Below are 23,433 nucleotides of genomic sequence, written 5' to 3'. Positions count from 1 at the left end.
GGCCTCATGAACACCTCATGAAGCAAGGGATCGGCAATACTGGCGTGCCCGTGGCGTTTCCACACAGCCTCGGCCGGCAGCGGAAGTAGGAGCCTCGCCAGGAAAGTTGACCGCTGTGCCTGGACTCCCGGCTGCTGCGGTGGGGAGACCGAGCGCGGCTCACTGCTGCCTTGCCAGCGCGCGAGACAGCGAGGTCGGCGTGTAGCCGACCGCCGAGGCGATCTGCTTAAGGCTTTGCCCGCGTTGCAGGCCGTCGCGGGCCAGCGCCATGCGCAGTCGGTACAGGTAGTCGCCCGGGGTCTGGTCCATCACGGCGCGAAAGCGGGTGGCGAACGCGGTGCGCGACATGCCGGCGGTGTTGGCCAGGCGCTCCAGAGTCCAGGCCTGTTGTGGTTCATCGTGCACGGCCACCAGGGCGCGGGCGAGCCGGGGGTCAGACAGGCCATTGAGCAGGCCGTGGCGCGTGCGCGGCTGCGCGATCAAATGGCGCAGCAGCCCGATGAACAAGATGTCGCCCGCGCGGTCGAGCAGCAGCGGGCCGCCGCAGCGCGGCGCCTGCAGCTCCGACCGAATGAGCCACACAGCCTGCTGCAGGGCGGGGTCGGCGCTGGCCAGCGGCAAAACCAGCACGCCATCAAACGCCCCCATCAGCAGGCCCGCCATCGGGCCGGCCAGCACCGCCTGGCCTTGCAGGCTGACATGGGCCAGGGAGGGCAGGGGCCAGGCCAGCGCGGCATCGTCGGCTCGCCACACCAACAAAGTGGGTTCAGGCGGAGGCAGGGTGCTCGCTGCCGTGGAGGCACCGGGTTCCTCCAGCATGAGCGCCAGATGCAGGGTGGGCAGTGGGGGGCCTTGCGTGAAGGCGGTATCCACGGGTGAACCAGGCAACAGCGTCACCTGGGGTGACAGGCCTTGCAGCAGGGCGGTCAGGCGATCCAGGCGCGGTACGGGTGACGTGGCAGCAGGCATATTCTGAACGAAAAGGCATTAAATCAGAATCTTGAGTGCTTCATCGTACTGCATACTGAGCCGTCGTAGCGAAGCCATCGACTGCGTTTCAAATCCCATTGCCCATTCCCTCAGGAGACCCATGAGCACACAGACCCCGAATGTCCTTTTGCCGCGCCAGCCGGTGCCCTCCCTCGACCTGCCGCTGACCAACGGCGAGCGTTTTGTGCTCGGCGCCCAGCCGGGTGAGCAGTTCGATTTGCTGGTGTTCTACCGCGGGCTGCATTGCCCGCTCTGCGCCAAGTACCTGATCGAGCTGGAGCGCCTGGCGCCCGAGTTCGCCTCGCGCGGCGTGAACGTGGTCGCGATCAGTTCAGACACCGAGGAGCGCGCTCAGGAGATGGCAAAGAAGATCAACGCCAGTGGCGTGCGTTTTGCCTATGGTCTTGCGCTGAAGGCGGCGCGCGAGTGGGGCCTGTACATCAGCGAGTCGCGCGGCAAGACTTCGATCGGCATCGAAGAGCCGGCGCTGTTCAGCGAACCGGCGGTGTACATCGTGCGTCCCGATGGCACGCTGTATTACGGCGCGGTGCAGACCATGCCCTTTGCCCGCCCGGGGTTCGCCGATCTGGTGGCCGCCATCGACTTTGCGGTGGCCAAGAGCTACCCGGCCCGCGGCGAGTACACCGGCGCGGTGTGAGTTGACCCCCTGTCGTACGCCTGGAAAGGCGTACGGCGTCAGCGCGTGCGGGGCAGGCGTGCTACAAGCAAGGGTTGCGGTAGTGGTCATTCGGATCACCGGCGCGATCCTTTTCTTGTTTGTCTCGTCTTCATGCCATCAGCTTCACATTCTCCCGACGCCGTCGTCTCCATCCGCGGCCTGGGCAAGACCTACGCCGGCGGCTTCACCGCACTGCGCAACGTCGATCTCGACATCCGCCGCGGCGAAATTCTTGCGCTGCTGGGCCCCAACGGCGCGGGCAAGACCACGCTGATCAGCATCATCTGCGGCATGTCCAACGCCACCGTGGGCACCGTGCTGGCCGATGGGCATGACATCGTCCGCGACTACCGGGCTGCGCGCAGCATCATCGGCCTGGTGCCCCAGGAGCTGCACACCGACTCGTTCGAGACCGTCTGGGCCACAGTGAAGTTCAGCCGCGGGCTGTTTGGCAAATCGCCGAACGATGCCCACCTGGAGAAGGTGCTGCGCGACCTGTCGCTCTGGGACAAGCGAAACAACAAGATCATGACGCTCTCGGGCGGCATGAAGCGGCGCGTGCTGATCGCCAAGGCGCTGTCGCACGAACCGAGCATCCTGTTCCTGGACGAGCCGAGCGCCGGTGTGGACGTGGAACTTCGCCACGACATGTGGCGCATGGTGCGCGCCCTGCGAGACGCCGGTACCACCATCATCCTGACCACGCACTACATCGAAGAGGCCGAAGACATGGCCGACCGAATCGGCGTGATCAACCGCGGCGAGCTGATCCTGGTGGAAGACAAGGCGGTGCTGATGCGCAAGCTCGGCAAGAAGCAGCTCACGCTCACGCTGCAGCAGGCGCTGTCCCAGGTGCCGCAGGCGCTTTCGGCCTGGCCGCTGGAGCTCGCGGCCGATGGCCTGCACCTGGTCTACACCTTCGACACCCAGCGCGAGGAGACCGGCATCGCCGAGCTGCTGCGAGCCCTGGCGGTCGAAGGCATCGATTTCAAGGACCTGCAATCGAGCGAGAGTTCGCTGGAGGAGATTTTTGTGAGCCTGGTGCACCAGCCCGCCGCGCCTGTCGAAGGGGCGACGGCATGAAGATGAACCTGCATGGCGTGCGCGCCATCTACCGCTTCGAGATCGCGCGCACGCTGCGCACCATCACCCAGAGCGTGATCGCGCCGGTGCTCACCACTTCGCTGTATTTCATCGTCTTCGGCACGGCGATCGGATCGCGCATGGGCGACATCGACAACGTGAGCTACGGCGCCTTCATCATCCCCGGGTTGGTGATGCTGTCGCTGCTCAACGAGAGCATTTCCAATGCTTCGTTCGGTATCTACATGCCCAAGTGGTCGGGCACGATCTACGAGCTGCTGTCGGCGCCGGTGTCGTGGTTCGAGGTGCTGCTGGGCTACGTGGGCGCAGCAGCTACCAAGTCCATGGTGCTGGGTCTGCTCATCCTGGTCACTGCGCGCCTGTTTGTGCCCTACCACATCGCCCACCCGGTCTGGATGTTCGGTTTTCTCGTGCTCACCGCGGTCACTTTCAGCCTGTTTGGCTTCATCATCGGCCTGTGGGCCGACAACTTCCAGAAGCTGCAGGTGGTGCCGATGCTGATCGTCACGCCGCTGACCTTTCTGGGCGGTGCCTTCTACTCCATCAACATGCTGCCGCCGGTGTGGCAGACGCTCTCGCTCTTCAATCCGGTGGTCTACCTGATTAGTGGTTTCCGCTGGAGCTTCTACGGCAAGGCCGACGTGCACATCGCCGTCAGCACTGGCATGACGCTGACCTTCATGCTCGCGTGCCTTGTGGTCATCTGGTGGGTGTTCCGCACCGGGTACCGGCTGCGCCGCTGAAGCCCTTGTAAGAAAACCCGCGGTCCAACAGACCCATGGGCATGCCCGGGCACTTTTCTGTGTGCACCGGCTCACACCAGGCAACCAAGGAATCCCCGATGGAAAGACGCACCATGCTCAAAACCCTCACCGGCTGGCTCGCAGGCGCCTCGCTGCCCGCGAGTTCGGCGCTGGCAGCGCCGCCGTTCCCCCTGAAGAAGACCGAGGCCCAGTGGCGCGAAATCGTTTCGCCCGAGGCCTACCGCGTGCTGTTTGAACACGGCACCGAGCGCGCCGGCAGCAGCCCGCTCGACGCCGAGAAGCGCCCAGGCACCTTTGTCTGCGCCGCTTGCAACCAGCCCCTGTTTGATGCCGCCCACAAGTACGACAGCGGCACCGGCTGGCCCAGCTTCTGGCAACCACTGCCCCAGGCGGTCGGCACCTCGACCGATTTCAAGCTCATCTACCCGCGCACCGAGTACCACTGCTCGCGCTGCGGCGGACACCAGGGGCACATCTTCAGCGACGGGCCCAAGCCCACCGGTCAGCGCTATTGCAACAACGGCGTGGCCCTGGCGTTTGTGCCCAAAGACCAGGCGCTGCCAGCGCTGCGCACCTGATCGTTTTTCACCTGAGGTTCAACACCATGGTCAAGTTTCGTCACCTGCTCAGATTCACTGCTGCCGTGGCCATGGGCGCTGGCGCGCTGCTGGGCAGTGCGGCCCACGCCGCTTCCGCCACCGCCATCTTTGCGGGCGGCTGTTTCTGGTGCACCGAGTCCGACTTCGAGAAGCTGCCCGGTGTGATCGAGGCCGTGTCCGGCTATACCGCGGGCAAGACACCCAACCCGACCTACCAGGCGGTGAGCGCGGGCCATACCGGCCACACCGAGGCAGTGCGCGTGACCTACGACCCGGCCAAGGTCAGCTATGCGCAACTGGTCGAATTCTTCTGGAAGACCATCGACCCGAGCGAAAAAAACCGCCAGTTCTGCGACATCGGTGATCAGTACCGCAGCGGCATCTACTGGGGCAACGAGGCTGAGCGCCAGATCGTCACCGCCAGCCGCGACGCGCTGCAAAAGACCGGTCGCTTCAAGACCATTCACACCGAGCTCGCACCGGCCAGCACCTTCTACCTGGCCGAGGACTACCACCAAGACTATTACAAGAAAAACTCGGTGCGCTACAGCTACTACCGCCTGAGCTGCGGGCGCGACGCCCAGCTCAAGCGCGTCTGGAAATAGCCAGGCGAGGGGCGACGCTGCGACGCACCCTTTGATTCACGTCATGGCGCCCGGGCGGGGATGGCGGCACACTGAAGTGTGCAGTCTCTGTCTTGCCGCCCATGAAAAACCCTGAAGCCTCTGGACCTGCCGGCGATGCCGCCGTGTTCACTGCCCGTGGCCTGACCAAGGTCTACGGTGAGGGGGCGACGGCGGTGCACGCCTTGCGTGGCGTGGACCTGGACATCGTGCGTGGCGAGTTCGTGGTCTTGCTGGGCGCATCGGGCAGCGGCAAGTCGACCCTGCTCAATATCCTTGGTGGGCTGGACACGGCCACCAGCGGCTCGGCGCGCTGGACCCACGCCGGTCAGGTGCACGAACTCATCGGCGCCGACGATGCCGAGCTCACGCGATACCGGCGGGAACACGTGGGCTTCGTGTTCCAGTTCTACAACCTCATCCCCAGCCTCACCGCGCGCGAAAACGTGGCCTTGGTGACCGATCTCGCCGAAGACCCGATGAAGCCGGAAGACGCGCTGGCCCTGGTGGGGCTGGCGCCGCGGCTGGATCACTTTGTCTCGCAGCTCTCGGGCGGTGAACAGCAGCGCGTGGCCATTGCGCGCGCCATCGCGAAAAATCCCGCAGTGCTGCTGTGCGACGAGCCCACCGGCGCGCTCGATTGCGCCACCGGCATCATGGTGTTGCAAGCCATCGAGCGGGTGAACCGCGAGCTGGGCACGACCACGGTGGTCATCACCCACAACGCGCCCATTGCCGACATCGCCGACCGCGTGCTGCGCCTGGCCGACGGCCAGATCGTCGACACGCACGTGAATGCACACAAGTTGCCCGCCTCGGGCCTGAGCTGGTGATGCAGGCATGAAGCTGCCATGAAAGCCATCCACATCAAACTCTGGCGCGACCTCACGCGTCTTCGCGCCCAGGTCGCCACCATCGCCATGGTGGTGGCCATCGGCGTGGCCGGGTTTGTGGGTATGTTTTCCGTGCATGCGTCGCTGCTGGGCGCACGCGACGCTTTCTATCTGGACAACCGGCTGGCCGATGTGTTTGCAGGCGTCAAGCGGGCGCCTGAACATCTGCGCGCCCGCCTGGCGGCCATCGACGGTGTGAGCGAGGTTCAACTGAGCAACGCGATGGACGCGCAGATCGATCTGCCCGGCGTCGTGCCGCCGGTCACTGGCCGCTTCATCGGGTTGGACCTGGCGCGGGTGCACGCGGATCGCCAGGGCCTGAACCGGCTCACGCTCAAGAGCGGACGCTGGCCCGAGCGCGAAGGTCAGCTCGAAGCCCTGGTGAGCGACCGCTTTGCCGTGGCGCGCTCACTCAAGGCAGGCGACACCGTGCACGCCATTCTCAACGGTCGGCTGGAGGCGGTTCACATCGTGGGCACTGCGGTCACACCCGAGTACGTGTTTGCCTCGCAGGGCGGCGCACCCGACGACGAGTTCTTCGGCATCTGGTGGATCGACGACGAGCGCATGGCGACCGCGTTTGACCTGGCTGGCGCATTCAACCAGGTGGCGCTGGGTGTGGTGCCGGGCGTGCCGCTGGTGGCGGTGATCGATCGGGTCGACGTGCTGCTGGAGCCTTATGGCGCGATCGGCGCGATAGGGCGCGACAAGCAGCTCTCCAGCAAGATCGTGGCCGATGAGCTGTCGCAACTCAAGGTCATGGGCACGGTACTGCCGTCGATCTTCCTGGTGGTGGCGATGTTCATCCTCAACGTTGTGCTCAGCCGCCAGGTCGCCACGCAGCGCGGCCAGATCGCGGCGCTCAAGGCCCTGGGCTACAGCGATGGCGCCATTGCCTGGCACTACATCCAGTTTGCCTGCCTGATTGCCGGCCTGGGCGTGATCGTGGGCCTGGGGCTGAGTATGGCGATTGGGCGCGGCATGCTCAGCCTGTACGACGAGGTGTTCCGCTTCAACAGCCTGGCGTATGTGACCACGCCCTGGCTGGTGCTGGTGTCCACCGCCGTTGCAGCCGGTGCCGCCGCACTCGGCACCTGGACCGCCATCCACGCTGTGGTGCGCCTGCGACCTGCGCAGGCCATGCAGCCGCCCGTGCCGCCGCGCTACCGTGCCACGCTTATCGAGCGCATCGGCCTGGGCCACCAGGTGAGCACCGGCGCGCTGATGGTGATCCGCAATTTTGAGCGCAGGCCGTTGCGCGCCGCGTTCACCGTCATCGGTGTGTCGCTGGCGGTGGCACTGCAGATTTCGGGTGCGTTCTGGCTCGACGCCATCGATCACATCGTGGACGTGCAATTCCGCCAGGTGCAGCAGGGTGACGTGCTGGTGAATTTCCACCGCCCTGTGCCGCTCACGGTGGCGCGCGATCTGCAGCGCCTGCCAGGCGTGATCGACGCTGAACCCTACCGGACCGAGCTGGTGCGGGTGCGCTTCAACGGCCACACGGTGGATACCGGCATGATGGGCATCGGCTCCGAGGCGCGGCTGATGCGCGTGGTCGACGAGACGCGCGGCGCGGTCGCGATGCCGGCGCAGGGCGTGGTGCTGTCGGCGATGCTGGCGCGCGAACTGGGCGCCCGCGTGGGCGACCGGGTGCAGCTGGAGTTCCGCCTCTGGACCCAAACCCAGGCCGAGGTGGAAGTGGTCGACATCGTGCAGACCATGTTTGGCAAGCTGCTCTACATGTCGCTGGACGCGATGAACCGCGTGGCCCGCGACGGCGAAGGGGTGGCCGACGCCGCCCTGCAGGTGGACCCGCTGGCCAAGGAGCAATTTTGGGGCGCGGTCAAGCGCGCGCCGCTGATCAACTCGGTGTTCGACAAGGCCTCGTCCATGGAGAGCTTCAACCGCACCACGTCGAAAAACATGGGCGTGTTCAGCGGCATCCTCACCCTGTTTGCGGTCGCCATGGCGGTGGGCATCATCTACAACGCGGCGCGCATTTCGCTCTCCGAACGCGCCTGGGAGCTGGCCAGCCTGCGCGTGCTCGGCATGACGCGGTCCGAAGTCTCGGTGCTGCTGCTGGCCGAGCTCGGCGCCGAGCTAGTGCTGGCGCTGCCGATCGGCGCTTTCCTGGGCTGGGCGTTGGCCACGCTCATGATGGCGCTCATGTCCTCGGACGCCATCGATTTTCCGGTCGTGATTGAGCCCGCCACCTACGCTTCGGCCGCCTTCATCGTGCTGGCCGCGGGTGTGGCCAGTGCGTTGCTGGTGCGGCGCAAGATCGACCAGCTGGACCTGGTTTCCGTGTTGAAGGTACGCGAATGAACAACAAGACAACTTCTCGTCGCTGGGGTCGAACCCTGGCCATCGCCCTCGGCGTGCTGGCGCTCGCTGGCCTGGTGTGGTGGGTGTACCAGCCTCGTCCGTTGGCGGTCGAGGTCGCTGCGGTGGCCAGCGGCCGCTTTGAGCAGGTGATTGAAGAGGACGGTCAGCTGCGGCTGAAGAACCGCTACGTCATCACGGCGCCCACCCAGGCTGAGCTGCAGCGGCCCTCGCTCAAAGTGGGCGATGCGGTGAAAGCGGGTGACGTGGTGGCGGTGCTGCAACCTGTTTCGCCGCAAATGATCGATGCGCGCACGCGCGACGTCTTGTTGCAACGCGTGGGCAGCGCCAATGCCGCGCGCCAGGCCGCGATTGCCCAGGTGCAGCGCCTGCAGACGGCGCTGGCCCAGGCCGATCTGGAGGCACAGCGCGCAGCAAAGCTGGCGCAAGACAATTTCATTTCGGCCTCGGCACGCGATCAGGCCCAGCTGGCGCAGCAGGCTGCGCGCCAGGCGCTGAACGCTGGCCGCGCCGAACTGGCCGCGGCCGACTTCATGCTGGCCGAGGCGCGGGCTGCGCTCACCCGCTCCGAGCCGAGCGCCAGTGGGAGAGCGGCGGGGCTGTGGTCCTTGAAGAGCCCGGTTGATGGGCAGGTGCTCAAGCTGCATCTGGACAGCGCTGCGCCGGTCAATGTGGGCCAGCCGCTGGTGGAACTGGGGAACCTGGGGGCCATGGAAGCGGTGATCGACGTGCTCTCGGGCGAGGTCGGTGCGATCCAGCCGGGTACCGCGGTGTCGCTGTCCACCGGCGGCAAGGCGGCGCCGCTGATGGGGCGGGTCGAACGCATCGAGCCGGTGGCCTTCACAAAGGTCTCGGCGCTGGGCATTGAGGAGCAGCGCGTGAACGTGATCGTGAGCCTGGACCCGGGTACCGCCACCCTGAACCTGGGGGACGGCTTCCGGGTGGACGCGCGCATCACCATCCAGGCGCAGGACGAGGCGCTGCTGGCGCCCAGCGCGGCGCTGGTGCGTGACGGTTCGGGCTGGCGGGTGTTTGTGGTGGAAGGTGGCCGTGCGCGGGCCCGCGCCGTGACGGTCAAAGACCGCAACGCGGACCAGGCCTGGATACAGGATGGATTGCTGTCCGGCGAGACGGTGCTGCTGTACCCGGGCAGCATGATCGAAGACGGTCAGGCGGTGAAGACCCGGAAGTGAGGCGGCGCAGGTCGGGGCGCAGTCAATCGCCACCGGCCTCGGCTTTGGCAAGCACCTGTTTGAACGAGAATGGTCTTTCATAACAGGCTCGGCGGCCGACCCATGCCATTCGCCAGGTTGCTTCGACGCCTGACCCCTTCATTTGAGGTGCCCCCTTGCCAGATATCCCTTCGCCGGCTTCGCTACCACCGCTGCCTCCCCTGCCTCCGTTGCCCCCTTTACCACCGCTGCCGCCAGTGCCTCCCTTGCACGCCGAGGCGTCACACACCGCCAGGGTCTACACCTGCCAGTGCGGTCGCACCACGTTCTTCGTCAACAGCCGCTGCCTGGCTTGTGGTACCGCGCTGGGGTATCACCCCGAACGAGCCACTCTGCTGCCTCTGGCGCCAGGCGTAGAGGCTGATACCTGGGTGGAGTGGGGCACACCAGGGCCGGTCTTTGTGAGTTGTGCCAACCGGGACACACCCGCGAACTGCAACTGGCTGGTCCCGCATGTCGATGGCGAGGCGCATGGGCGTCTTTGCAGAGCCTGCCGGCTCAACCGCACCATTCCCAATCTGGACGATCCGGCCCGGCCAGACAACGGGGAACTCTGGGGCCGCGTGGAGCAGGCCAAGCGTCGCCTGGTTTCTGCCTTGCTGGTGATGGGCCTGCCTGTGGCCTCGCGTGAAACCGAGGACACCGAGCAGGGCCTCATGTTCGATATCCTGCGCTCCACCGAGCCGGGCAAGCACGTGATGACCGGGCACGATGACGGCCTGATCACGCTGAACGTGGCCGAAGCCGACGATGCCAAGCGCGAGCGCACGCGCCAGGCCATGAACGAGCCCTATCGCACCGTGGTCGGGCACTTTCGCCACGAGATCGGTCACTACTACTGGTACCGCCTGGTCGAAAAGACCGAGTGGCTGCCCAGGTTCAGAGACTTGTTCGGCGACGAAAACCAGGATTACGCCGAGAGCTTGAAAAAAAGCTACGAAGACGGTCCGCGACCCGACTGGCCCTTGCACTTCGTCAGCGCCTACGCCAGCGTGCACCCCTGGGAAGACTGGGCCGAATGCTGGGCGCACTACATGCACATGCGCGACACGGTGGACACCGCCGTGAGCTACGGCCTGACGCTCAACCCGGCGCAGCTGGACTTCACGCCGTTCGATGCTGAGGTCCTGCACCTGCCCGACCACCCTGAGGCAGAGCGCTTTCTGGCCTTCCTCAACCACTGGACCCAGCTCACCATGTTGCTCAACGGCATGTCGCGCGCCATGGGACAGCCCGATTTCTACCCGTTTGTGATGCCGTACGAAGTGGTGGCCAAGCTGCACTTCATCCACCTGCTGGTGGCGGAGACAGGCCAGGCGCAGACCATCGTTTCGCTGTGAGCTTTTGGCTGGCCAGCCGGGGAGCGGCTACAACACCAGCCGCTGCGCGTAACCCGTCATCTCCAGGTAGCCGCGGCCGACGCGCTGGCCGCTCTGGTCAAACAGGTCGGACAGGCCTTCCCAGTACACCGTGCCGGTGCTGGAGCGGCTGTCGAGTTCCTGGGCTTCGAGCAGCGCACGCACGGTGAAGCGGCCGCTGGGGGTGTCCACTCGCCATTCGACGGGATAGCGCGCCCGGGTCAGGGGGCTGGTCCAGAAGCGTTGCGGGGTGAAGCGCACCTCACCGGTGGCGAAGGACCGTGCGCCGTGGGGGTTCTGCGCCGAAGCCTGTGCACGGTAGGAACCACCAGCCCACAACGCGCTGCCGTCGGCGCGGCGCAGTTCAAACGCGGTGAGGCTGTCGCCGTTGGCCAGGTTCATGCCGATCCAGTCCCAGCCCACCGCGTCGGGGTGCAGGATGGCTTCGCTCCATTCGTGGTCGAGCCAGGCCAGGCCGGTCACCGTGAGCCGCTGGCCACGCAGCGTGAGCGCGCCTTGCACCGCGAGCTGTGGGTGGGTGACGTAAAAGCTGGCCTGCGATGGGTCAGGCCCCTTGCGCGAAAAGCCCTGATCGCCTTGCAGCAGGATGGCCTGCGTCGGCGTGGCGCGCAGCGAAATCGCAAAGCCGTCACCCACCACTTCGGTGCGATAGGCGCCCACGGCATCGCGCTTCATGAACCAGTCGCGCAGCACCACCTGCAGATCGTCAACACGAGCGAACACGCCGCGCTCGCGCTGCAGCGGCAGCTCGCCGTTCCAGCGCGCGATGCGCTGGTCGTGCAGCAACTCCTTGCCTTGGAGGTCGGTGATGGCCGCGTGGGCGAACAGAAGTTGCTTCGCCGCCAGGCGGCTTTGGAGCGTCTGCGCCGCATCGACCCGGCTGCGAAAGAAGGTGACCTGAAAGCCGAAGCTTCGCCCGTCGGCGGTTTGCGCGTGGCCGGTCAGGTACCACCACTCGGTGCGGGTCTCGTTGTGGGTGCCGTGGTCGCGCGGGAAGCGAAGCGGGCGCGGGGTCAGTGCGCTGCCGGGTTGGTATTCTTGCTGATGCGGTGTTTGTGCAAGAACCGGCGCCAGCAGCAGGCCGCCCGCGCCCAGCAACCAGTGGCGGCGGTTTTGCAGGCGGTGCGGTGCGGAGAGCTTCATGCGCCGTGCAAGTGGGCTTGTATCTGTTCGCGGGTGGCGCCGATATCGCCAAACAGGGCCAGCGACCAGTCAGCGTCGAAATAGGTCTTGAGGTAGCGCTCGCCGCTGTCACACAGCAGCGAGACGATGGCGCCGGTATCGCCGCGCGCATGCATTTCCCTGGCCAGGATCAGCATGGCGACCAGGTTGGTTCCGGTGGAGGGGCCGACGCGGCGCCCGAGCAGGGCGCACAGCTCGTGCATGGCGGCAATGGAGTCGGCGTCGGCCACCTCCACCATGCGGTCAATCAAGGTGGGGATGAAGCTGGGCTCGACGCGTGGGCGCCCAATGCCTTCGATGCGCGAGCCGGACGCCGTGGCGGTGGCGTCGCGTTCGCGGTGGTAGCTGGCGAACACAGAGCCGGCCGGATCAGCCACGCAGAGTTGCGTGTCGTGGCCCACGTAACGCAGGTAGCGGCCGATGGTGGCACTGGTGCCGCCGGTGCCCGCGCCCACCACGATCCAGCGCGGCACCGCATGGCGTTCGCAGGCCATCTGGTCGAAGATGCTTTGGGCGATGTTGTTGTTGCCGCGCCAGTCGGTGGCGCGTTCTGCGTAGGTGAACTGGTCCATGTAGTAGCCACCCCGCTGCTGTGCGATCTGCCGCGCCGTTTCGTAGACTTCACCAGCCGTTTCCACGAAGTGGCAATGTCCCTGGTGGAAGTGGATCTGATCGATCTTTTCCTGCGAGGTGTTGCGCGGCATCACGGCGACGAAGGGCAGACCGAGCAAGAGTGCGAAATAGGCTTCGCTGACCGCGGTCGAACCGCTGGAGGCTTCAACCACGGTGGTGCCTTCGCGCAGCCAGCCGTTGCACAGTGCGTACAGAAACAGCGAGCGCGCAAGCCGGTGCTTGAGGCTGCCGGTCGGGTGGGTGGACTCGTCCTTGAGGTAGAGGTCAATGCCTCTGGCCTGCCACACCGGCAACGGCAAGGCGATCAGGTGGGTGTCGGCGCTGCGGCAATGGTCGGCTGCGATCAGCGCCAGTGCGCGGTGAGTCCAGTGGTGCGAGGTGCTCATGGCGCCATTGTCACCAGTCCTGCTTCACCGCCTGCACCGCGTCGCGGCTGGCGGCAGCGCGCCCGGCCAGCCAGGCGGTCAGGGTGCCGGCCAGCACCACGGCCACACACAGGGCGATGAGTCGCAGCCAGGGCAGGGCGAGGTCCATGGTCCAGTGGAAGCTCTGCGGATTGACCACATGCACCAGCACCAGGCTCACCCCCAGGCCCAGCGCCAGCCCGGCGAGTGCACCCAGCACCGTCCAGGCCAGACCTTCCAGCGCAACCACGCCCAGGATCTGCCGCCGCGTGAGACCCAGGTGCGCCAGCAAGCCAAACTCCCGCTGGCGCGCCAGCACCTGCGCGCTGAAGCTCGCCGCCACGCCGAACAGCCCGATGCCGATGGCCACCGCCTGCAACCAGTAGGTGACGGCAAAGCTTCGGTCAAAAATGCGCAGCGAGATGGTGCGGATCTGTCCGGCCGAGGCGAATTCCAGCAAGTCTTGCGCGCCTTGCTCGGCGGCGAGTGTGCGAATGGCTTCGCGCACCGCCTCTTCGCTCGCACCTTCGTTGAGGTGCAGCGCCAGGTCGTTGACGCGCTCATCGCCCGAGTAGCGCACAAAGTCCGCCCGGTCGATCACCACGCTGCCATGCTGGCGCGCATAGTCGCGCCAGACGCCGACCACAAAGAACCGCACGCCCTCGGGCAGTGATGGGAAGGCCAGCGCCAGTTGGGGCAACCAGCCACCTGGTTGCGCGCCATATAGGTCGGTCATGGCTTCGCTGATGTAGACCGGCACGATGCTCTCCCCCGCGGCCGCAGCCGGCAGCGGCGCCGGGTTGCCTACCAGCGGCAGGGTCTGGCCAGTGGCCTCTGCACCCGTGTGCAACGGCCGCGCAAGCAGGGTGACGGCGGGCAAAGTGGCTGAGAGCTGCAGCGCAGTGCTGCGCAGCGGATCGGCCCGTGCCACGCCGGGCTGGGTGGCGATGGCGAGCACCAGATCGGGCGGCAAGGTATTGCCCTCCCCGGCCCCGCTGCCAGCACCACCGGAAGCGGCGCGCACATACAACTGGGCCGGCAACACGCCGTCCAGCCAATGCGTGACCGAATCGCGAAAGCTGGCCACCATCACCGTGAGCGCCACCGACAGCGCCAGGCTGGCCACCACACCGCTGGTGGCCACCGCTGCGGTTTCGCGCAAGCGCCTGGAACGCTCCACCGCCAGCAGGGGCAGGGCGCGCGTGGCCACCCAAGGCGCGAGCCGGTTCAGCAGCGCGCCCACGGCCAACGGAAGCGACGCGATGCCCCCCACCAGCAGCAGGCCCACCGATGCATAAGCGGCCAGCGGCAAGCCGCCCACTGGCGGCGCCCAGGCCAGCAACCCGGCCAGCGCCATCAGGCCCAGCGCCAGCGCATGGTTCCGACCACCAGCCACCACGGGTGCGCCCAGACCCTTGAGGGCGAGGGCCGGTGCCATGCGCTCGGTGGCGCGCGCTGGCCACCACCCACCCACCACAGCGGCCACCGTGCCCAGTGCACCATAGAGCAGGGCCGCGCTCAGGCTCCATTGCAGGCGGGGAGCTTCGCCACCAAAGTAGCCGCCACCGAGGTCACCACCCAGCACGCGCAGCGCCAACGCAGCCAGAGCGGTGCCCAGGCAGACCCCCAGCAGACTGCCCAGCGCACCCAGCAGCGCCGACTCGGCAAGCACCAGCTGCCTCCGTTCTTTAGCACCTAGCCCCAGCACGCCCAGCAGCGCAAATTGCTGCTGGCGCCGCGCCACTGACAGCGACAGCACCGAGAACACAAGGAAGGCGCCGGTGAACAGCGCCACCAGCGCCAGCACGGTGAGGTTGACCCGGTAGGCGCGCGACAGGTTGCTCACCCGCTCGCCCGCCTGCTCGGGCCGTTGTGCCAGGACCGTATCAGGCAGGTCAAGCGCGCTGAGCAGGGCATCGGGCTCGGTGCCAGGCGACAGGCGCAGGTCGATGCGGCTGAGCTGGCCCGGGCGCTGCATCAGGTCTTGCAGCGCGGCCACGTCCATCACCAGCACCGGCCCACCCGGCGCATTGACCGAGCCTGCCACCCGCAGCTCCCGCAGCTTCAGGCCTGTCTGCACCTGCAGGATGGGATCGTTGCCGCCAGCGTCCAGCGCCAGGCGCGCCGCCGGATTGACGTACACCGCGTCGGGCGCAAAGATGTCCAGCCGCCGACCCGCGGCACTGCCGCCGTTCGGTGTGTCGGTGCGCGGCATCAGCGCAGGCGAAACGCCCGCGACCGACAGCGCGTCCAGGCCGATGACGCGCACCGCCACCGCTTCGCCGCCGGCGGCGCGCGCGGTGGTATTCCACTCCAGCACCGGGCTGGCGATGGCCACGCCGGGCTGGGCCGCCACGCGATCCAGCAGGCGGTCATCCAGCAGCCCCTGGCGGGCTCTCAGGTCGAGATCGGGTTGACCATTGACCGAGCGCACGGCGCCGGAAAACTCCGACAGCGCCGAGGCGTTGATGAGGTGAACCGAGAGCGCCAGCGCCACGCCGAGCATGACCGCCACCACGGCCGCGGCGTTGCGCCAGGGGTGGTGCAGCAGTTCCTGCCAGGAGAAAGTCTTGAGCAGCGCCAGCATGTGCGCTGAGCTTACCGCTGGCCCGCCAAGCGTCCGTGTTGGGAGGTCTTACCGTGCTCTGGCAGGGGGCCGCCCGGCTGTGGCCTAATAAGGGGGTCTTTCACTTTCTCTCTGGAACCGACATCATGGGCAACAAAATCGTCACCGAAGCCGACCGCAAGCGCACCCCCCGTCCGATCCCGGTCCCCGGCGTGTCCCTGGCCTCCCATGGCCGCGGTCAGCGCGTGAGCCTGGAGCGCGGCGTGGCCACGCGCAGCAAAAAGAACCCGGGCAAACGCTCGAAAAAGGGCGGCTGATCTCTGCCGGGCTGCGCTCAGCGCCATGCAGAACGGGCCCCTCGGGGCAAGCCCCTCGCTTAACCTGTTGATGGCCCCCTTGGCCTGATTTGAACCCCGACTGGGCCCCTCCGACAGGACGGGGCCCTTTCTTTTTCTACATGCCTAGGAGTTCAGCAGGGGTCGCTGGCCGGTCGGCAAGCCCGAAGCGCATCGCGGGAGTCTTCTCGTCCTGGCCCACGATGCAGTAGTTGTAATAAGCCCGGAACACGGTCAAGAGTTTCTCGATGTTCTCGGGCTGATAGGCGCTGTAGGCCTGCACCACTCGCTGCCAAGCGGTATTCAATTCCCGCGACTGCTACAGATTTGCTGCGGCGGGCACGCCGCACGCCGCCGGCAGGCACCCCAAAGTTGGCGCACCTGGGGTTCTTGCAGAAGTTGACCTGCAAGGTCCGGGCACCCCCTCCCGGGAAGGTGAACCCAGCCTCCAGCGGAATCCTCGCCCTCGGAAGCGGTGGCGCGGGCGCCGGGATTGGAGTCGACAAGAAGAATGCCTCGTAAGTCCGTGAACCTACGAGGCATCTTGTCAGAATCAGCTCAATCCTTCAACAGATTAAGCGAGGGGCTTGCTCCCGGGGGCGGCTTTTTTTCGTCCGGGCGGGTTTACTACGCTGGTGGCCCAAGGTTCGTAACAGTCGTTCAGAGCAATCTGAAGCGACTTTTTCATGGCTGTAAGAGGCTGGCCTGGCCCTTGAATTCCTGCTAAACGGCAGTAAATCACCTTTACTGATAATTGGGATGTATCGGCAATGGTGATTTATTGCATTTATCGCTATTACTGATATAATGAAAAAATCAGTTTCGATGATACTTCTGCCCCGCAGCTTAACCCATGAACCAACTTCTCTCCATCCCTAGTCAGGTCGGTGTGGTCCTTCGTGCCGCGCGCAAACGCACAAAGCTGAGCCAGGCACAACTGGCCGCAAAAATTGGACTGAGTCAAAACCGCTTGTCCCAACTGGAGACCGACCCAGGCTCCATGCGGGTGGACCAGCTCCTCGCAATCATGTCTGCGCTGAGCCTTGAATTACAGGTCCAGCCCAGGGACGGTCCGTCTGTTACCGAAAACAAGAGTCTGCCGACAGGTAGCAAGGCGGAGTGGTAAGCATGGGGCGCGCAACGAAAGCTCGCTCACTTTCTGTCTGGGCCAACGGAGAGCGGGTGGGGACCTGGACCATCCCCGCCCGTGGCGACATGGAGTTCATTTACGACCTGAGCTGGATTGCCTCAGAGGCAGGCCGACCTCTGTCGTTGTCTATGCCCTTCACAGGCACACAAGCCTTGCGTGGAGCCCCGGTCCACAACTACTTCGAGAACCTGCTGCCAGACAGCGAGGCCATCCGAAAACGCTTGGCCACCCGATTCAAGACAGACACCCTGGAGGCATTTGACCTGCTCGAGGCTATCGGGCGTGATTGCGTGGGCGCCATTCAACTGCTCGGAGCAGATGAGTCGCCGGTCAATGTCGCAAGCATTGAGGGCACCTCGCTCAACGAGGAGCAGGTGGAAGAGCTGCTGCTACTAGCTGCTGGCTCAGGTGCTCACCCGGACGTTGAGAACGACGACAATTTCCGCATCTCGCTTGCCGGCGCCCAAGAGAAGACGGCGCTCTTGTGGCATGGTGGTCAGTGGATACGCCCCCACGGCGCTACCCCTACATCACACATCCTGAAGCTACCCATCGGGCTAGTGGGTGCGCGCAAGGCAGACTTCGGAACCTCGGTAGAGAACGAGTGGCTCTGCATGGAGCTGATGCGCGAGCTCGGGTTGCCGACTGCCAAGACCGAAATTCTCAAGTTCGGGAACCAGAAGGTACTCTCCGTAGAGCGATTTGACCGGCAGATGCACTCCTCTGGCACCTGGCTGTTGCGCCTTCCACAGGAAGACTTTTGTCAAGTCAGCAGCACAGCGCCTCACCGCAAATATGAATCCGATGGCGGGCCCGGCATTGCGGAAATCGCCCGCGTACTCACTGGCTCTGTGAACGCGCAAGACGACCTGAAAAACTTTCTCAAAACGCAGTTGATCTTCTGGATGATGGCCGCCCCAGACGGGCACGCTAAAAACTTCAGTCTGCGCATCTTGCCGCGTGGCCGTTACGCGCTGACACCGCTCTACGACGTGATGTCTATCTGGACCGTTGAAGGAAACGGTGCAAACCAGTTCTCTTGGCATAAGGCCAAACTCGCCATGGCGCTGCAAGGCAAGAACCGGCACTATCACTTCAAGGATATTCAGCGTCGCCACTTCAACGCTACGGCTAAAAAGTTCTTCCAGCGCGATAGCGCGGAGGATGTCATCGAAGAGGTTCTGCAGGGTCTGGAGCCAGCCATCGCAGCCGTAACTGCTCGGCTACCTGCCGGTTACCCAGAGAAAGTCGCAACCCCCATTTTCGCAGGCCTGAGACGCACGGCTAAGCTTATTGCCAATTCGGCGCTCTAAGACGCACGGCGCTGCGGCCTAGAACGTTGCTCCTCACTCGCCGATAGCCCTTGCCAGCATTGGGTTTCAGCGATTTCTCGGGCCAACAGCGTAGTAAGACCCGTCCGGGCTATGCTTCCGGGGCTTGCTCACACCATTTCCCTGAGTGCGGACAGGCCCTAATCCCATGAGCGCTTCGCCTCCTCCGTTGTTCGACCCGCGTCAGGTACCTGTCTTGCCACCACGCTCCGATGAGCTGCGTGCGCGGGTGGATCCACGCCGGTTCACGCCAGCGGGTCTGCGCGACCTGTTTGCGGCACCGCCCGCCTGGGCGCCCGAGCTGTCTGAGGAGCGGCGTTTTGGCGAGCGCATGCCGGCACAGGCCGCGGTGCTGCTGCCTCTGGTGATGCATGCGCGCCCCACGCTGCTGCTGACCCAGCGCACGGCCCATTTGTCGACCCATTCAGGCCAGATCGCCTTGCCTGGCGGCAAGGTGGATGCCACCGATGCCGATGCCACGGCTGCGGCCCTTCGCGAAACGTTTGAAGAGACGGGCCTGGCGCCCGACCGCATCGAGGTGCTTGGCTCGCTACCTTTGTACGTCACCGGTACGGCCTTTCTGGTCACGCCGGTGGTGGCGTTGGTGCAGCCCGGGTTTGTGCTGCAACCGAACCCGCATGAAGTGGATGACGTGTTCGAGGTGCCGCTGGACTTTCTGATGGACCCGAGCAACCACCGGCGCCACGCGATCGAATGGGCGGGGGCCATGCGGGAGTGGTATTCCATGCCTTACACCGAGCCCCAGCCGCACGGCGAGCGAGAGCGCTTCATCTGGGGCGCCACCGCCGGCATGTTGCGCAACTTCTACCGCCTGCTCATCGCCTGATACCGGTCCGCTTTCCCAACGATCAGTGAGCGGTTTTCCCTCGCCGTGCGACTTTACGTTCCGCGGCCTCTTGCCTTGTGCTCACCTCGAAGACCCACCGGTACGAGTCGTTGCGGCAAGGGGCGCCGCTATGATCGGCCCATGGGATTCGCCGCCATCCTCATCGCACTGTTGCTGGAGCAAGCCCGCCCGCTTGCCTACGACAACCCGGCCCACTCGGCGCTGCGGGCCTGGGCGCGCACGGTGCGGCGCAACCTCGATGCGGGGCACACCTCGCATGGCTGGATCGCCTGGGCACTGGCGGTGGGCGTTCCCACGCTGATCGCCGGAGGGGTGTACTGGGTGCTGTGGTCGTTCAGCAGCATCCTCGCCTTCGTGTGGCTGGTGGGCGTGTTGTACGTGACGCTGGGTTTTCGCCAGTTCAGCCATCATTTCAGCCAGATCCGGCAGTGTCTCGACGGTGGCGACGAGGCCGGCGCGCGCGAAAAGCTGGCCACCTGGCTGCGCGTGGAGGTCTCTAGCCTGCCTCGTGCCGAGCTGCTGCGCCAGGTGATTCAACACTCGGTGCTGTCGGCGCACCGCCATGTGTTCGGGGTGCTGGTGAGCTTTGTGGTGTTCTGGCTGCTGGGTCTGGGGCCGGCGGGCGCCATCTTCTACCGCATGGTGGAATACCTCTCGCGCAACTGGCAGGCGCGTGGCGACAGCTCGCGCAGCCCGGCCCTGCAAAACGCCGCGGCCAAGGCCTGGGCCTGGGTGGACCACGTGCCGTCCCGTTCGACCGCATTGGGGTTTGCGGTGGTGGGCAACTTCGAAGAAGCGGTGGCCAGCTGGCGCAGCGACGCCGCGCTGTATGGGCCCGGCGGCGACGGGGTGGTGCTGGCCGCCACCTCGGGCGCGTTGAACGTGCGCCTCGCACCGCGCCCGTCAGGCAGCGATCCCGCCGACGCTGATGGCGGTGGGCGACCCGAGCCGCAGCTGGCCCACCTCGGTGGCGTGGTGGGTCTGGTGTGGCGGGCAGTGGTGCTGTGGATGCTGCTGCTGGCCTTGCTCAGCCTCGCGCGCTTGCCAATCTGATCGGGCGGCGCCGTGCGCGCCGCGCCGTCCGTCTTTTCTCAGTAGCTTCGCTTGTTGGACAGTTCGTCGAACAGCTCGCCGTAGATGCGGTAGCGGTTCGCGTCGATGGGCAGTGCGTCGTCGCCAGGCGCCTCGCCGATGCCTTGCACCTGCGCACGCACCCCGCAGCCAGGCTCGTGCAGGTGGGTGCAGTTGTAGAAGCGACATTGGCCCAGCGCCGCGCGCAAATCGGGCATACAGTGCGCCAGTTGCATCGGCTCGATGTGGTTGAGCCCAAACTCCTGAAAACCGGGCGAATCGATCAGCGCGGTCTGGCGGCTGTCGTCGGTCCAGTACCAAGTGGTGCTGGTGGTCGTGTGTTTGCCCGAATTGAGTGCCCGCGAAATCTCGCCGGTAAGCGCGCTGGCGTGTGGCACCAGGCGGTTCACCAGGGTGCTCTTGCCGACACCTGAGGGGCCCAGTACCAGCGTGACCCGACCCGTGAGTTGTTCCAGCAAGGCGTCAAGGCCGTGTTCCCTCTCGGCCTGCAGGCTCAGTGGCATGACCGTCACGCCCATGCGCCGGTAGGGCGTCAGGCGGGCCCAGGCGCGGTCGAACGCAGGTTGAAGATCGTGTTTGTTCAGCACCACCAGCACCGAGATGCCCTCGGCTTCGGCGGCGATCAGGGCACGGGCCAGCTGACGCTCGGAGAACTCGGGATCGGCCGCCAGCAGCACCAGCACTTGGTCCAGGTTGGCGGCAAACGACTTGGTGCGCAGCTCGTCCTGGCGGTAGAACAGGTTGCGCCGAGGCTCCACTCTCTCGATGCTGCCCTCGTCGCCACTGGCCTGCCACAGCACCTGGTCGCCCACCACCACCGGATTCTTTTTTCCGCGGGGATGGCAGATGCCGCGCTCGCCGTCGGGGCTCTCCACCAGACAATGCCGGCCATGGGCGGCGACCACACGGCCAGGTTTCAAGGCCTCGCCTGGGGCCGTCTGGGCGTGGCGGGCGGGGGCGCTCAAGGCGTGGCCTTCATAGGAGCAGGCATTCAGGGCTGGAGCAGTGCATCGACGGCAGCCGCGCAGTGGAAGTCGCTGACGGAAATGCCGCTGACGTCGTGGGTGTTGAAACGCACCGTACAGCGGCCATAGGAGACCGCCAGATCCGGGTGGTGGTCTTCGCGGTGCGCCACCCAGGCCAGCGCGTTCACAAACGCCATCGTCTCGTGGTAGTTGGCGAAGGGGAAGGACTTCTCCAGCGCGCCCTCGATCAGCTTCCAGCCCTGGGCTGCATCACCATTGAGCTGGGTCAGCTGGGTGACGATTTCGGTGGCGGAGAGGGCGCGGCGATTTTGGTGGATGGGGTTCATGGCTCAGGCGGTGGTGGCCGTGCGCAGGCGAGCGATGCGCTCGCTGGCCGGCGGGTGGGAATAGTAGAAGCGCGCGTAAAGCGGGTCTGGCGTCAGGGTGCTGGCATTGTCCTTGAACAGCTTGAGCAGCGCGCTGGCCAGATCGGCGCCGCTGGTCTGTTGTTGGGCGTAGGCATCCGCCTGGAACTCGTGGCGGCGCGAGAGCTGGGCCATGAGCGGCGAGAGGAAAAAGGTGAACAGCGGCACCACCAGCAGGAACAGCAGGAGTGCCATCGCATCGTTGGGCGCATCCAGCGACGGCGTCACGCCCAGCCCGCTGTAAAACCAGGCTTGGCCCGACACCCAGCCCAGGGCGGCAAAGCCCAGCAGGCTGAAGGCAAACATCATCACGACGCGCTGAATGATGTGGCGGTGTTTGTAGTGACCCAGCTCGTGCGCCAGCACCGCATCGACCTCAGCCGGCGTGAGCTGCTGCAGGAGGGTGTCGAAAAACACCACCCGCTTGGCCGCACCGAAGCCGGTGAAGTACGCGTTGGCGTGGGCGCTGCGCTTGCTGCCGTCCATCACGAACAGGCCTTTGGCGGCAAAGCCGCAGCGCTGCATCAGCGCCTGCACACGGGTTTTCAGGCTTTCGTCTTGCAGGGGTTCAAACTTGTTGAACAACGGTGCGATCACGGTGGGGTAGAACACCAGCAGCAGCAGATTGAAGCCCATCCACACGCCCCAGGCCCACAGCCACCAGACCGGACCTGCCGCACCCATGAGCCACAGCACCAGGGCGGCAATCGGCAGGCCGACCAGTACGCCGACAGCGGTGCCCTTGACCAGGTCACCCAGCCACAGCGACAACGTCATCTTGTTGAACCCGAAGCGCTCCTCGATCCGGAAGGTGGACCACCAGCTCATTGGCAGAGAAATCAGACCGCCGATCAACGCAAACGAGCCGATCAGGGCCAGCTGCTGCAACAGACCACCACCCAGCGCATCGAGCAGCAGGCCGTTGAGCCAGTTCAGTCCGCCCAGCAAGGTCCAGCCCAGCAGCAGCGCGGCCTCCAGGCTGGTCTCCAGCAGGCCGAAGCGCGACTTGGTGATGGTGTAGTCGGCCGCTTTCTGGTGGGCGGCGAGCGTGATGGTGTCGGCAAACGCAGGCGGCACCTCGCTTCGGTGACGTGCCACAAAGCGCATCTGCCGGCTGGCCAGCGCGGTGCGCGTGAGCAGGCCGGCCACCAGCAGGGCACAGAAGAGGGCGGTCATGATCCAGGCAGCGTTGTCCATGGGTGGGGAGTCTATCGAAGCACCAGTGCCTGCGCTGGCGGCGGGGCTGCCGCCGCGATCGGCGAAAATCAGGGCATGACCCTGCCCACCACCCCCATCAACACCGCCCTGGCCCTCCCTACACTCGTCAAGAGCGACCAGAACCTGGTCTGGATCGACTGCGAAATGAGCGGCCTCGACCCGGAAAAAGAACGTTTGCTGGAAATTGCGGTGGTGATCACCGGTCCCCAGCTCACGCCCCGAGTCGAAGGTCCGGTCGTGGTCATCCGCCAGAGCGATGCCCTGCTCGATGCCATGGACGCCTGGAACAAGGGTACCCACGGCAAGAGCGGCCTGATCGACAAAGTACGCGCCAGCGAGGTGGACGAAGAGCAGGCGCAGGCCACGCTGCTGGCCTTCATCGCCCAGTACGTGCCCAAAAGCGGCTCACCCATGTGTGGCAACACCATCAGCCAGGATCGACGTTTTCTGGTGAAGTACATGCCCAAGCTGGAGGCCTACTTCCACTACCGTTGCCTGGATGTGAGCACGCTCAAGGAACTGGCCAAGCGCTGGCGCCCCGAGGTCTACGAGAGCTTCAAGAAGCACCAGAAACACACGGCGCTGGCCGACGTGCACGAGTCGATTGACGAGCTGGAACACTACCGCACCCACTTTCTGCGCTGAGGCTCGCGCG

At 65.5% G+C, this 23,433-nt stretch carries 23 protein-coding genes; 15 read left to right on the top strand and 8 right to left on the bottom strand.

Annotated features, from left to right (window positions below; all coding sequences use genetic code 11):
* Positions 1–159: 159 nt before the first annotated feature.
* The gene (locus tag GPT34_RS13785) at positions 160–969 is read right to left on the bottom strand and encodes an AraC family transcriptional regulator (protein WP_291013497.1); all 810 of its coding nucleotides are present in this window, start codon (positions 967–969) and stop codon (positions 160–162) included.
* Positions 970–1,090: 121 nt separating this feature from the next.
* Between GPT34_RS13785 and GPT34_RS13780 the strand changes: the two genes are divergently transcribed.
* From GPT34_RS13780 to GPT34_RS13740, 9 genes are all read left to right on the top strand, one after another.
* The gene (locus tag GPT34_RS13780) at positions 1,091–1,648 is read left to right on the top strand and encodes a peroxiredoxin-like family protein (protein ID WP_291013495.1); all 558 of its coding nucleotides are present in this window, start codon (positions 1,091–1,093) and stop codon (positions 1,646–1,648) included.
* A 132-nt stretch (positions 1,649–1,780) separates the two neighbouring features.
* Entirely contained in the window at positions 1,781–2,752 is a 972-nt protein-coding gene (locus GPT34_RS13775) for an ABC transporter ATP-binding protein (protein ID WP_291013492.1), read from the top strand.
* A gap of 2 nt (positions 2,753–2,754) precedes the next feature.
* Entirely contained in the window at positions 2,755–3,516 is a 762-nt protein-coding gene (locus tag GPT34_RS13770) for an ABC transporter permease (protein ID WP_291013502.1), read from the top strand.
* 98 nt (positions 3,517–3,614) lie between these two features.
* Entirely contained in the window at positions 3,615–4,115 is a 501-nt protein-coding gene (gene msrB / locus GPT34_RS13765) for a peptide-methionine (R)-S-oxide reductase MsrB (RefSeq protein ID WP_291013490.1), read from the top strand.
* A 26-nt stretch (positions 4,116–4,141) separates the two neighbouring features.
* A complete protein-coding gene (msrA, locus tag GPT34_RS13760) occupies positions 4,142–4,741 on the top strand; it encodes a peptide-methionine (S)-S-oxide reductase MsrA (RefSeq protein WP_291013488.1) in 600 nt (199 codons plus the stop codon).
* 101 nt (positions 4,742–4,842) lie between these two features.
* Positions 4,843–5,592, top strand: coding sequence for an ABC transporter ATP-binding protein (locus tag GPT34_RS13755; protein ID WP_291013486.1), 750 nt, complete (start codon positions 4,843–4,845; stop codon positions 5,590–5,592).
* Positions 5,593–5,610: 18 nt separating this feature from the next.
* On the top strand, positions 5,611–7,980 hold the full coding sequence (locus tag GPT34_RS13750) for an ABC transporter permease (protein ID WP_291013483.1): 2,370 nt from the start codon (positions 5,611–5,613) through the stop codon (positions 7,978–7,980).
* A complete protein-coding gene (locus GPT34_RS13745; protein WP_291013480.1) occupies positions 7,977–9,191 on the top strand; it encodes an HlyD family efflux transporter periplasmic adaptor subunit in 1,215 nt (404 codons plus the stop codon). The genes GPT34_RS13750 and GPT34_RS13745 overlap by 4 nt, the downstream gene beginning before the upstream one ends.
* Positions 9,192–9,427: 236 nt before the next feature.
* Positions 9,428–10,570 carry a putative zinc-binding metallopeptidase gene (locus GPT34_RS13740; RefSeq protein ID WP_291013478.1) on the top strand — a complete coding sequence of 381 codons (1,143 nt, stop codon included), beginning with the start codon at positions 9,428–9,430 and terminating at the stop codon, positions 10,568–10,570.
* Positions 10,571–10,597: 27 nt separating this feature from the next.
* Here GPT34_RS13740 and GPT34_RS13735 read toward each other — a convergent pair whose 3' ends face one another.
* Genes GPT34_RS13735 through GPT34_RS13725 form a run of 3 tightly spaced genes read right to left on the bottom strand, consistent with a single transcriptional unit; the run spans position 10,598 to position 15,415 of the window.
* Positions 10,598–11,752, bottom strand: a complete 1,155-nt coding sequence (locus tag GPT34_RS13735; protein ID WP_291013476.1) for a carotenoid 1,2-hydratase — start codon at positions 11,750–11,752, stop codon at positions 10,598–10,600.
* Positions 11,749–12,810: a PLP-dependent cysteine synthase family protein gene (locus GPT34_RS13730; RefSeq protein ID WP_291013473.1), complete on the bottom strand. Its 1,062-nt coding sequence runs from the start codon at positions 12,808–12,810 to the stop codon at positions 11,749–11,751. The genes GPT34_RS13735 and GPT34_RS13730 overlap by 4 nt, the downstream gene beginning before the upstream one ends.
* 10 nt (positions 12,811–12,820) lie before the next feature.
* Positions 12,821–15,415: an ABC transporter permease gene (locus tag GPT34_RS13725; protein ID WP_291013470.1), complete on the bottom strand. Its 2,595-nt coding sequence runs from the start codon at positions 15,413–15,415 to the stop codon at positions 12,821–12,823.
* Positions 15,416–15,540: 125 nt separating this feature from the next.
* Between GPT34_RS13725 and GPT34_RS13720 the strand changes: the two genes are divergently transcribed.
* Entirely contained in the window at positions 15,541–15,711 is a 171-nt protein-coding gene (locus GPT34_RS13720; protein WP_291013467.1) for a hypothetical protein, read from the top strand.
* A 136-nt stretch (positions 15,712–15,847) separates the two neighbouring features.
* Here the strand turns inward: GPT34_RS13720 and GPT34_RS13715 are convergent, their stop codons facing one another.
* A complete protein-coding gene (locus GPT34_RS13715; RefSeq protein ID WP_291013464.1) occupies positions 15,848–16,036 on the bottom strand; it encodes a hypothetical protein in 189 nt (62 codons plus the stop codon).
* A gap of 546 nt (positions 16,037–16,582) precedes the next feature.
* Here GPT34_RS13715 and GPT34_RS13710 point away from each other — a divergent pair.
* The 4 genes from GPT34_RS13710 to GPT34_RS13695 all read left to right on the top strand — a co-directional run bounded on the left by GPT34_RS13710 (position 16,583) and on the right by GPT34_RS13695 (position 20,131).
* Positions 16,583–16,855, top strand: coding sequence for a helix-turn-helix domain-containing protein (locus GPT34_RS13710; RefSeq protein ID WP_291013461.1), 273 nt, complete (start codon positions 16,583–16,585; stop codon positions 16,853–16,855).
* A gap of 2 nt (positions 16,856–16,857) precedes the next feature.
* Positions 16,858–18,192, top strand: coding sequence for a type II toxin-antitoxin system HipA family toxin (locus GPT34_RS13705; RefSeq protein ID WP_291013458.1), 1,335 nt, complete (start codon positions 16,858–16,860; stop codon positions 18,190–18,192).
* Positions 18,193–18,358: 166 nt separating this feature from the next.
* Positions 18,359–19,057, top strand: a complete 699-nt coding sequence (locus tag GPT34_RS13700; RefSeq protein ID WP_291013456.1) for a CoA pyrophosphatase — start codon at positions 18,359–18,361, stop codon at positions 19,055–19,057.
* Between the two features lie 141 nt (positions 19,058–19,198).
* A complete protein-coding gene (locus GPT34_RS13695) occupies positions 19,199–20,131 on the top strand; it encodes a CobD/CbiB family protein (RefSeq protein ID WP_291013453.1) in 933 nt (310 codons plus the stop codon).
* A gap of 38 nt (positions 20,132–20,169) precedes the next feature.
* Here GPT34_RS13695 and rsgA read toward each other — a convergent pair whose 3' ends face one another.
* Genes rsgA through GPT34_RS13680 form a run of 3 tightly spaced genes read right to left on the bottom strand, consistent with a single transcriptional unit; the run spans position 20,170 to position 22,757 of the window.
* Complete coding sequence (gene rsgA, locus GPT34_RS13690; RefSeq protein ID WP_291013451.1) at positions 20,170–21,135, bottom strand: ribosome small subunit-dependent GTPase A; 966 nt, start codon at positions 21,133–21,135, stop codon at positions 20,170–20,172.
* Between the two features lie 26 nt (positions 21,136–21,161).
* On the bottom strand, positions 21,162–21,482 hold the full coding sequence (locus GPT34_RS13685; RefSeq protein WP_291013449.1) for a 4a-hydroxytetrahydrobiopterin dehydratase: 321 nt from the start codon (positions 21,480–21,482) through the stop codon (positions 21,162–21,164).
* Between the two features lie 3 nt (positions 21,483–21,485).
* Entirely contained in the window at positions 21,486–22,757 is a 1,272-nt protein-coding gene (locus tag GPT34_RS13680; protein ID WP_291013446.1) for a M48 family metallopeptidase, read from the bottom strand.
* Positions 22,758–22,832: 75 nt separating this feature from the next.
* Here GPT34_RS13680 and orn point away from each other — a divergent pair, with 75 nt between their 5' ends.
* A complete protein-coding gene (gene orn / locus GPT34_RS13675; protein ID WP_291013444.1) occupies positions 22,833–23,423 on the top strand; it encodes an oligoribonuclease in 591 nt (196 codons plus the stop codon).
* Positions 23,424–23,433 lie beyond the last annotated feature (10 nt).

Source organism: Hydrogenophaga sp. (assembly GCF_011390835.1).
Taxonomy (GTDB): domain Bacteria; phylum Pseudomonadota; class Gammaproteobacteria; order Burkholderiales; family Burkholderiaceae_C; genus Hydrogenophaga.
The sequence above is the reverse complement of the archived record's forward strand: the minus strand, read 5'-3'. Positions and strand labels throughout refer to the sequence as shown.

Bases quoted from the DNA above. Each gene is read 5' to 3' on its own strand.
- GPT34_RS13710 (WP_291013461.1), top strand. From the start codon at position 16,583: ATGAACCAACTTCTCTCCATCCCTAGTCAGGTCGGTGTGGTCCTTCGT.
- GPT34_RS13680 (WP_291013446.1), bottom strand. From the start codon at position 22,757: ATGGACAACGCTGCCTGGATCATGACCGCCCTCTTCTGTGCCCTGCTG.
- GPT34_RS13755 (WP_291013486.1), top strand. From the start codon at position 4,843: ATGAAAAACCCTGAAGCCTCTGGACCTGCCGGCGATGCCGCCGTGTTC.
- GPT34_RS13735 (WP_291013476.1), bottom strand. From the start codon at position 11,752: ATGAAGCTCTCCGCACCGCACCGCCTGCAAAACCGCCGCCACTGGTTG.
- GPT34_RS13775 (WP_291013492.1), top strand. From the start codon at position 1,781: ATGCCATCAGCTTCACATTCTCCCGACGCCGTCGTCTCCATCCGCGGC.
- GPT34_RS13685 (WP_291013449.1), bottom strand. From the start codon at position 21,482: ATGAACCCCATCCACCAAAATCGCCGCGCCCTCTCCGCCACCGAAATC.
- GPT34_RS13695 (WP_291013453.1), top strand. From the start codon at position 19,199: ATGGGATTCGCCGCCATCCTCATCGCACTGTTGCTGGAGCAAGCCCGC.
- GPT34_RS13745 (WP_291013480.1), top strand. From the start codon at position 7,977: ATGAACAACAAGACAACTTCTCGTCGCTGGGGTCGAACCCTGGCCATC.
- GPT34_RS13700 (WP_291013456.1), top strand. From the start codon at position 18,359: ATGAGCGCTTCGCCTCCTCCGTTGTTCGACCCGCGTCAGGTACCTGTC.
- GPT34_RS13780 (WP_291013495.1), top strand. From the start codon at position 1,091: ATGAGCACACAGACCCCGAATGTCCTTTTGCCGCGCCAGCCGGTGCCC.
- GPT34_RS13705 (WP_291013458.1), top strand. From the start codon at position 16,858: ATGGGGCGCGCAACGAAAGCTCGCTCACTTTCTGTCTGGGCCAACGGA.
- GPT34_RS13730 (WP_291013473.1), bottom strand. From the start codon at position 12,810: ATGAGCACCTCGCACCACTGGACTCACCGCGCACTGGCGCTGATCGCA.
- GPT34_RS13720 (WP_291013467.1), top strand. From the start codon at position 15,541: ATGGGCAACAAAATCGTCACCGAAGCCGACCGCAAGCGCACCCCCCGT.
- GPT34_RS13785 (WP_291013497.1), bottom strand. From the start codon at position 969: ATGCCTGCTGCCACGTCACCCGTACCGCGCCTGGATCGCCTGACCGCC.
- msrA (WP_291013488.1), top strand. From the start codon at position 4,142: ATGGTCAAGTTTCGTCACCTGCTCAGATTCACTGCTGCCGTGGCCATG.
- GPT34_RS13725 (WP_291013470.1), bottom strand. From the start codon at position 15,415: ATGCTGGCGCTGCTCAAGACTTTCTCCTGGCAGGAACTGCTGCACCAC.
- orn (WP_291013444.1), top strand. From the start codon at position 22,833: ATGACCCTGCCCACCACCCCCATCAACACCGCCCTGGCCCTCCCTACA.
- GPT34_RS13750 (WP_291013483.1), top strand. From the start codon at position 5,611: ATGAAAGCCATCCACATCAAACTCTGGCGCGACCTCACGCGTCTTCGC.
- GPT34_RS13770 (WP_291013502.1), top strand. From the start codon at position 2,755: ATGAACCTGCATGGCGTGCGCGCCATCTACCGCTTCGAGATCGCGCGC.
- msrB (WP_291013490.1), top strand. From the start codon at position 3,615: ATGGAAAGACGCACCATGCTCAAAACCCTCACCGGCTGGCTCGCAGGC.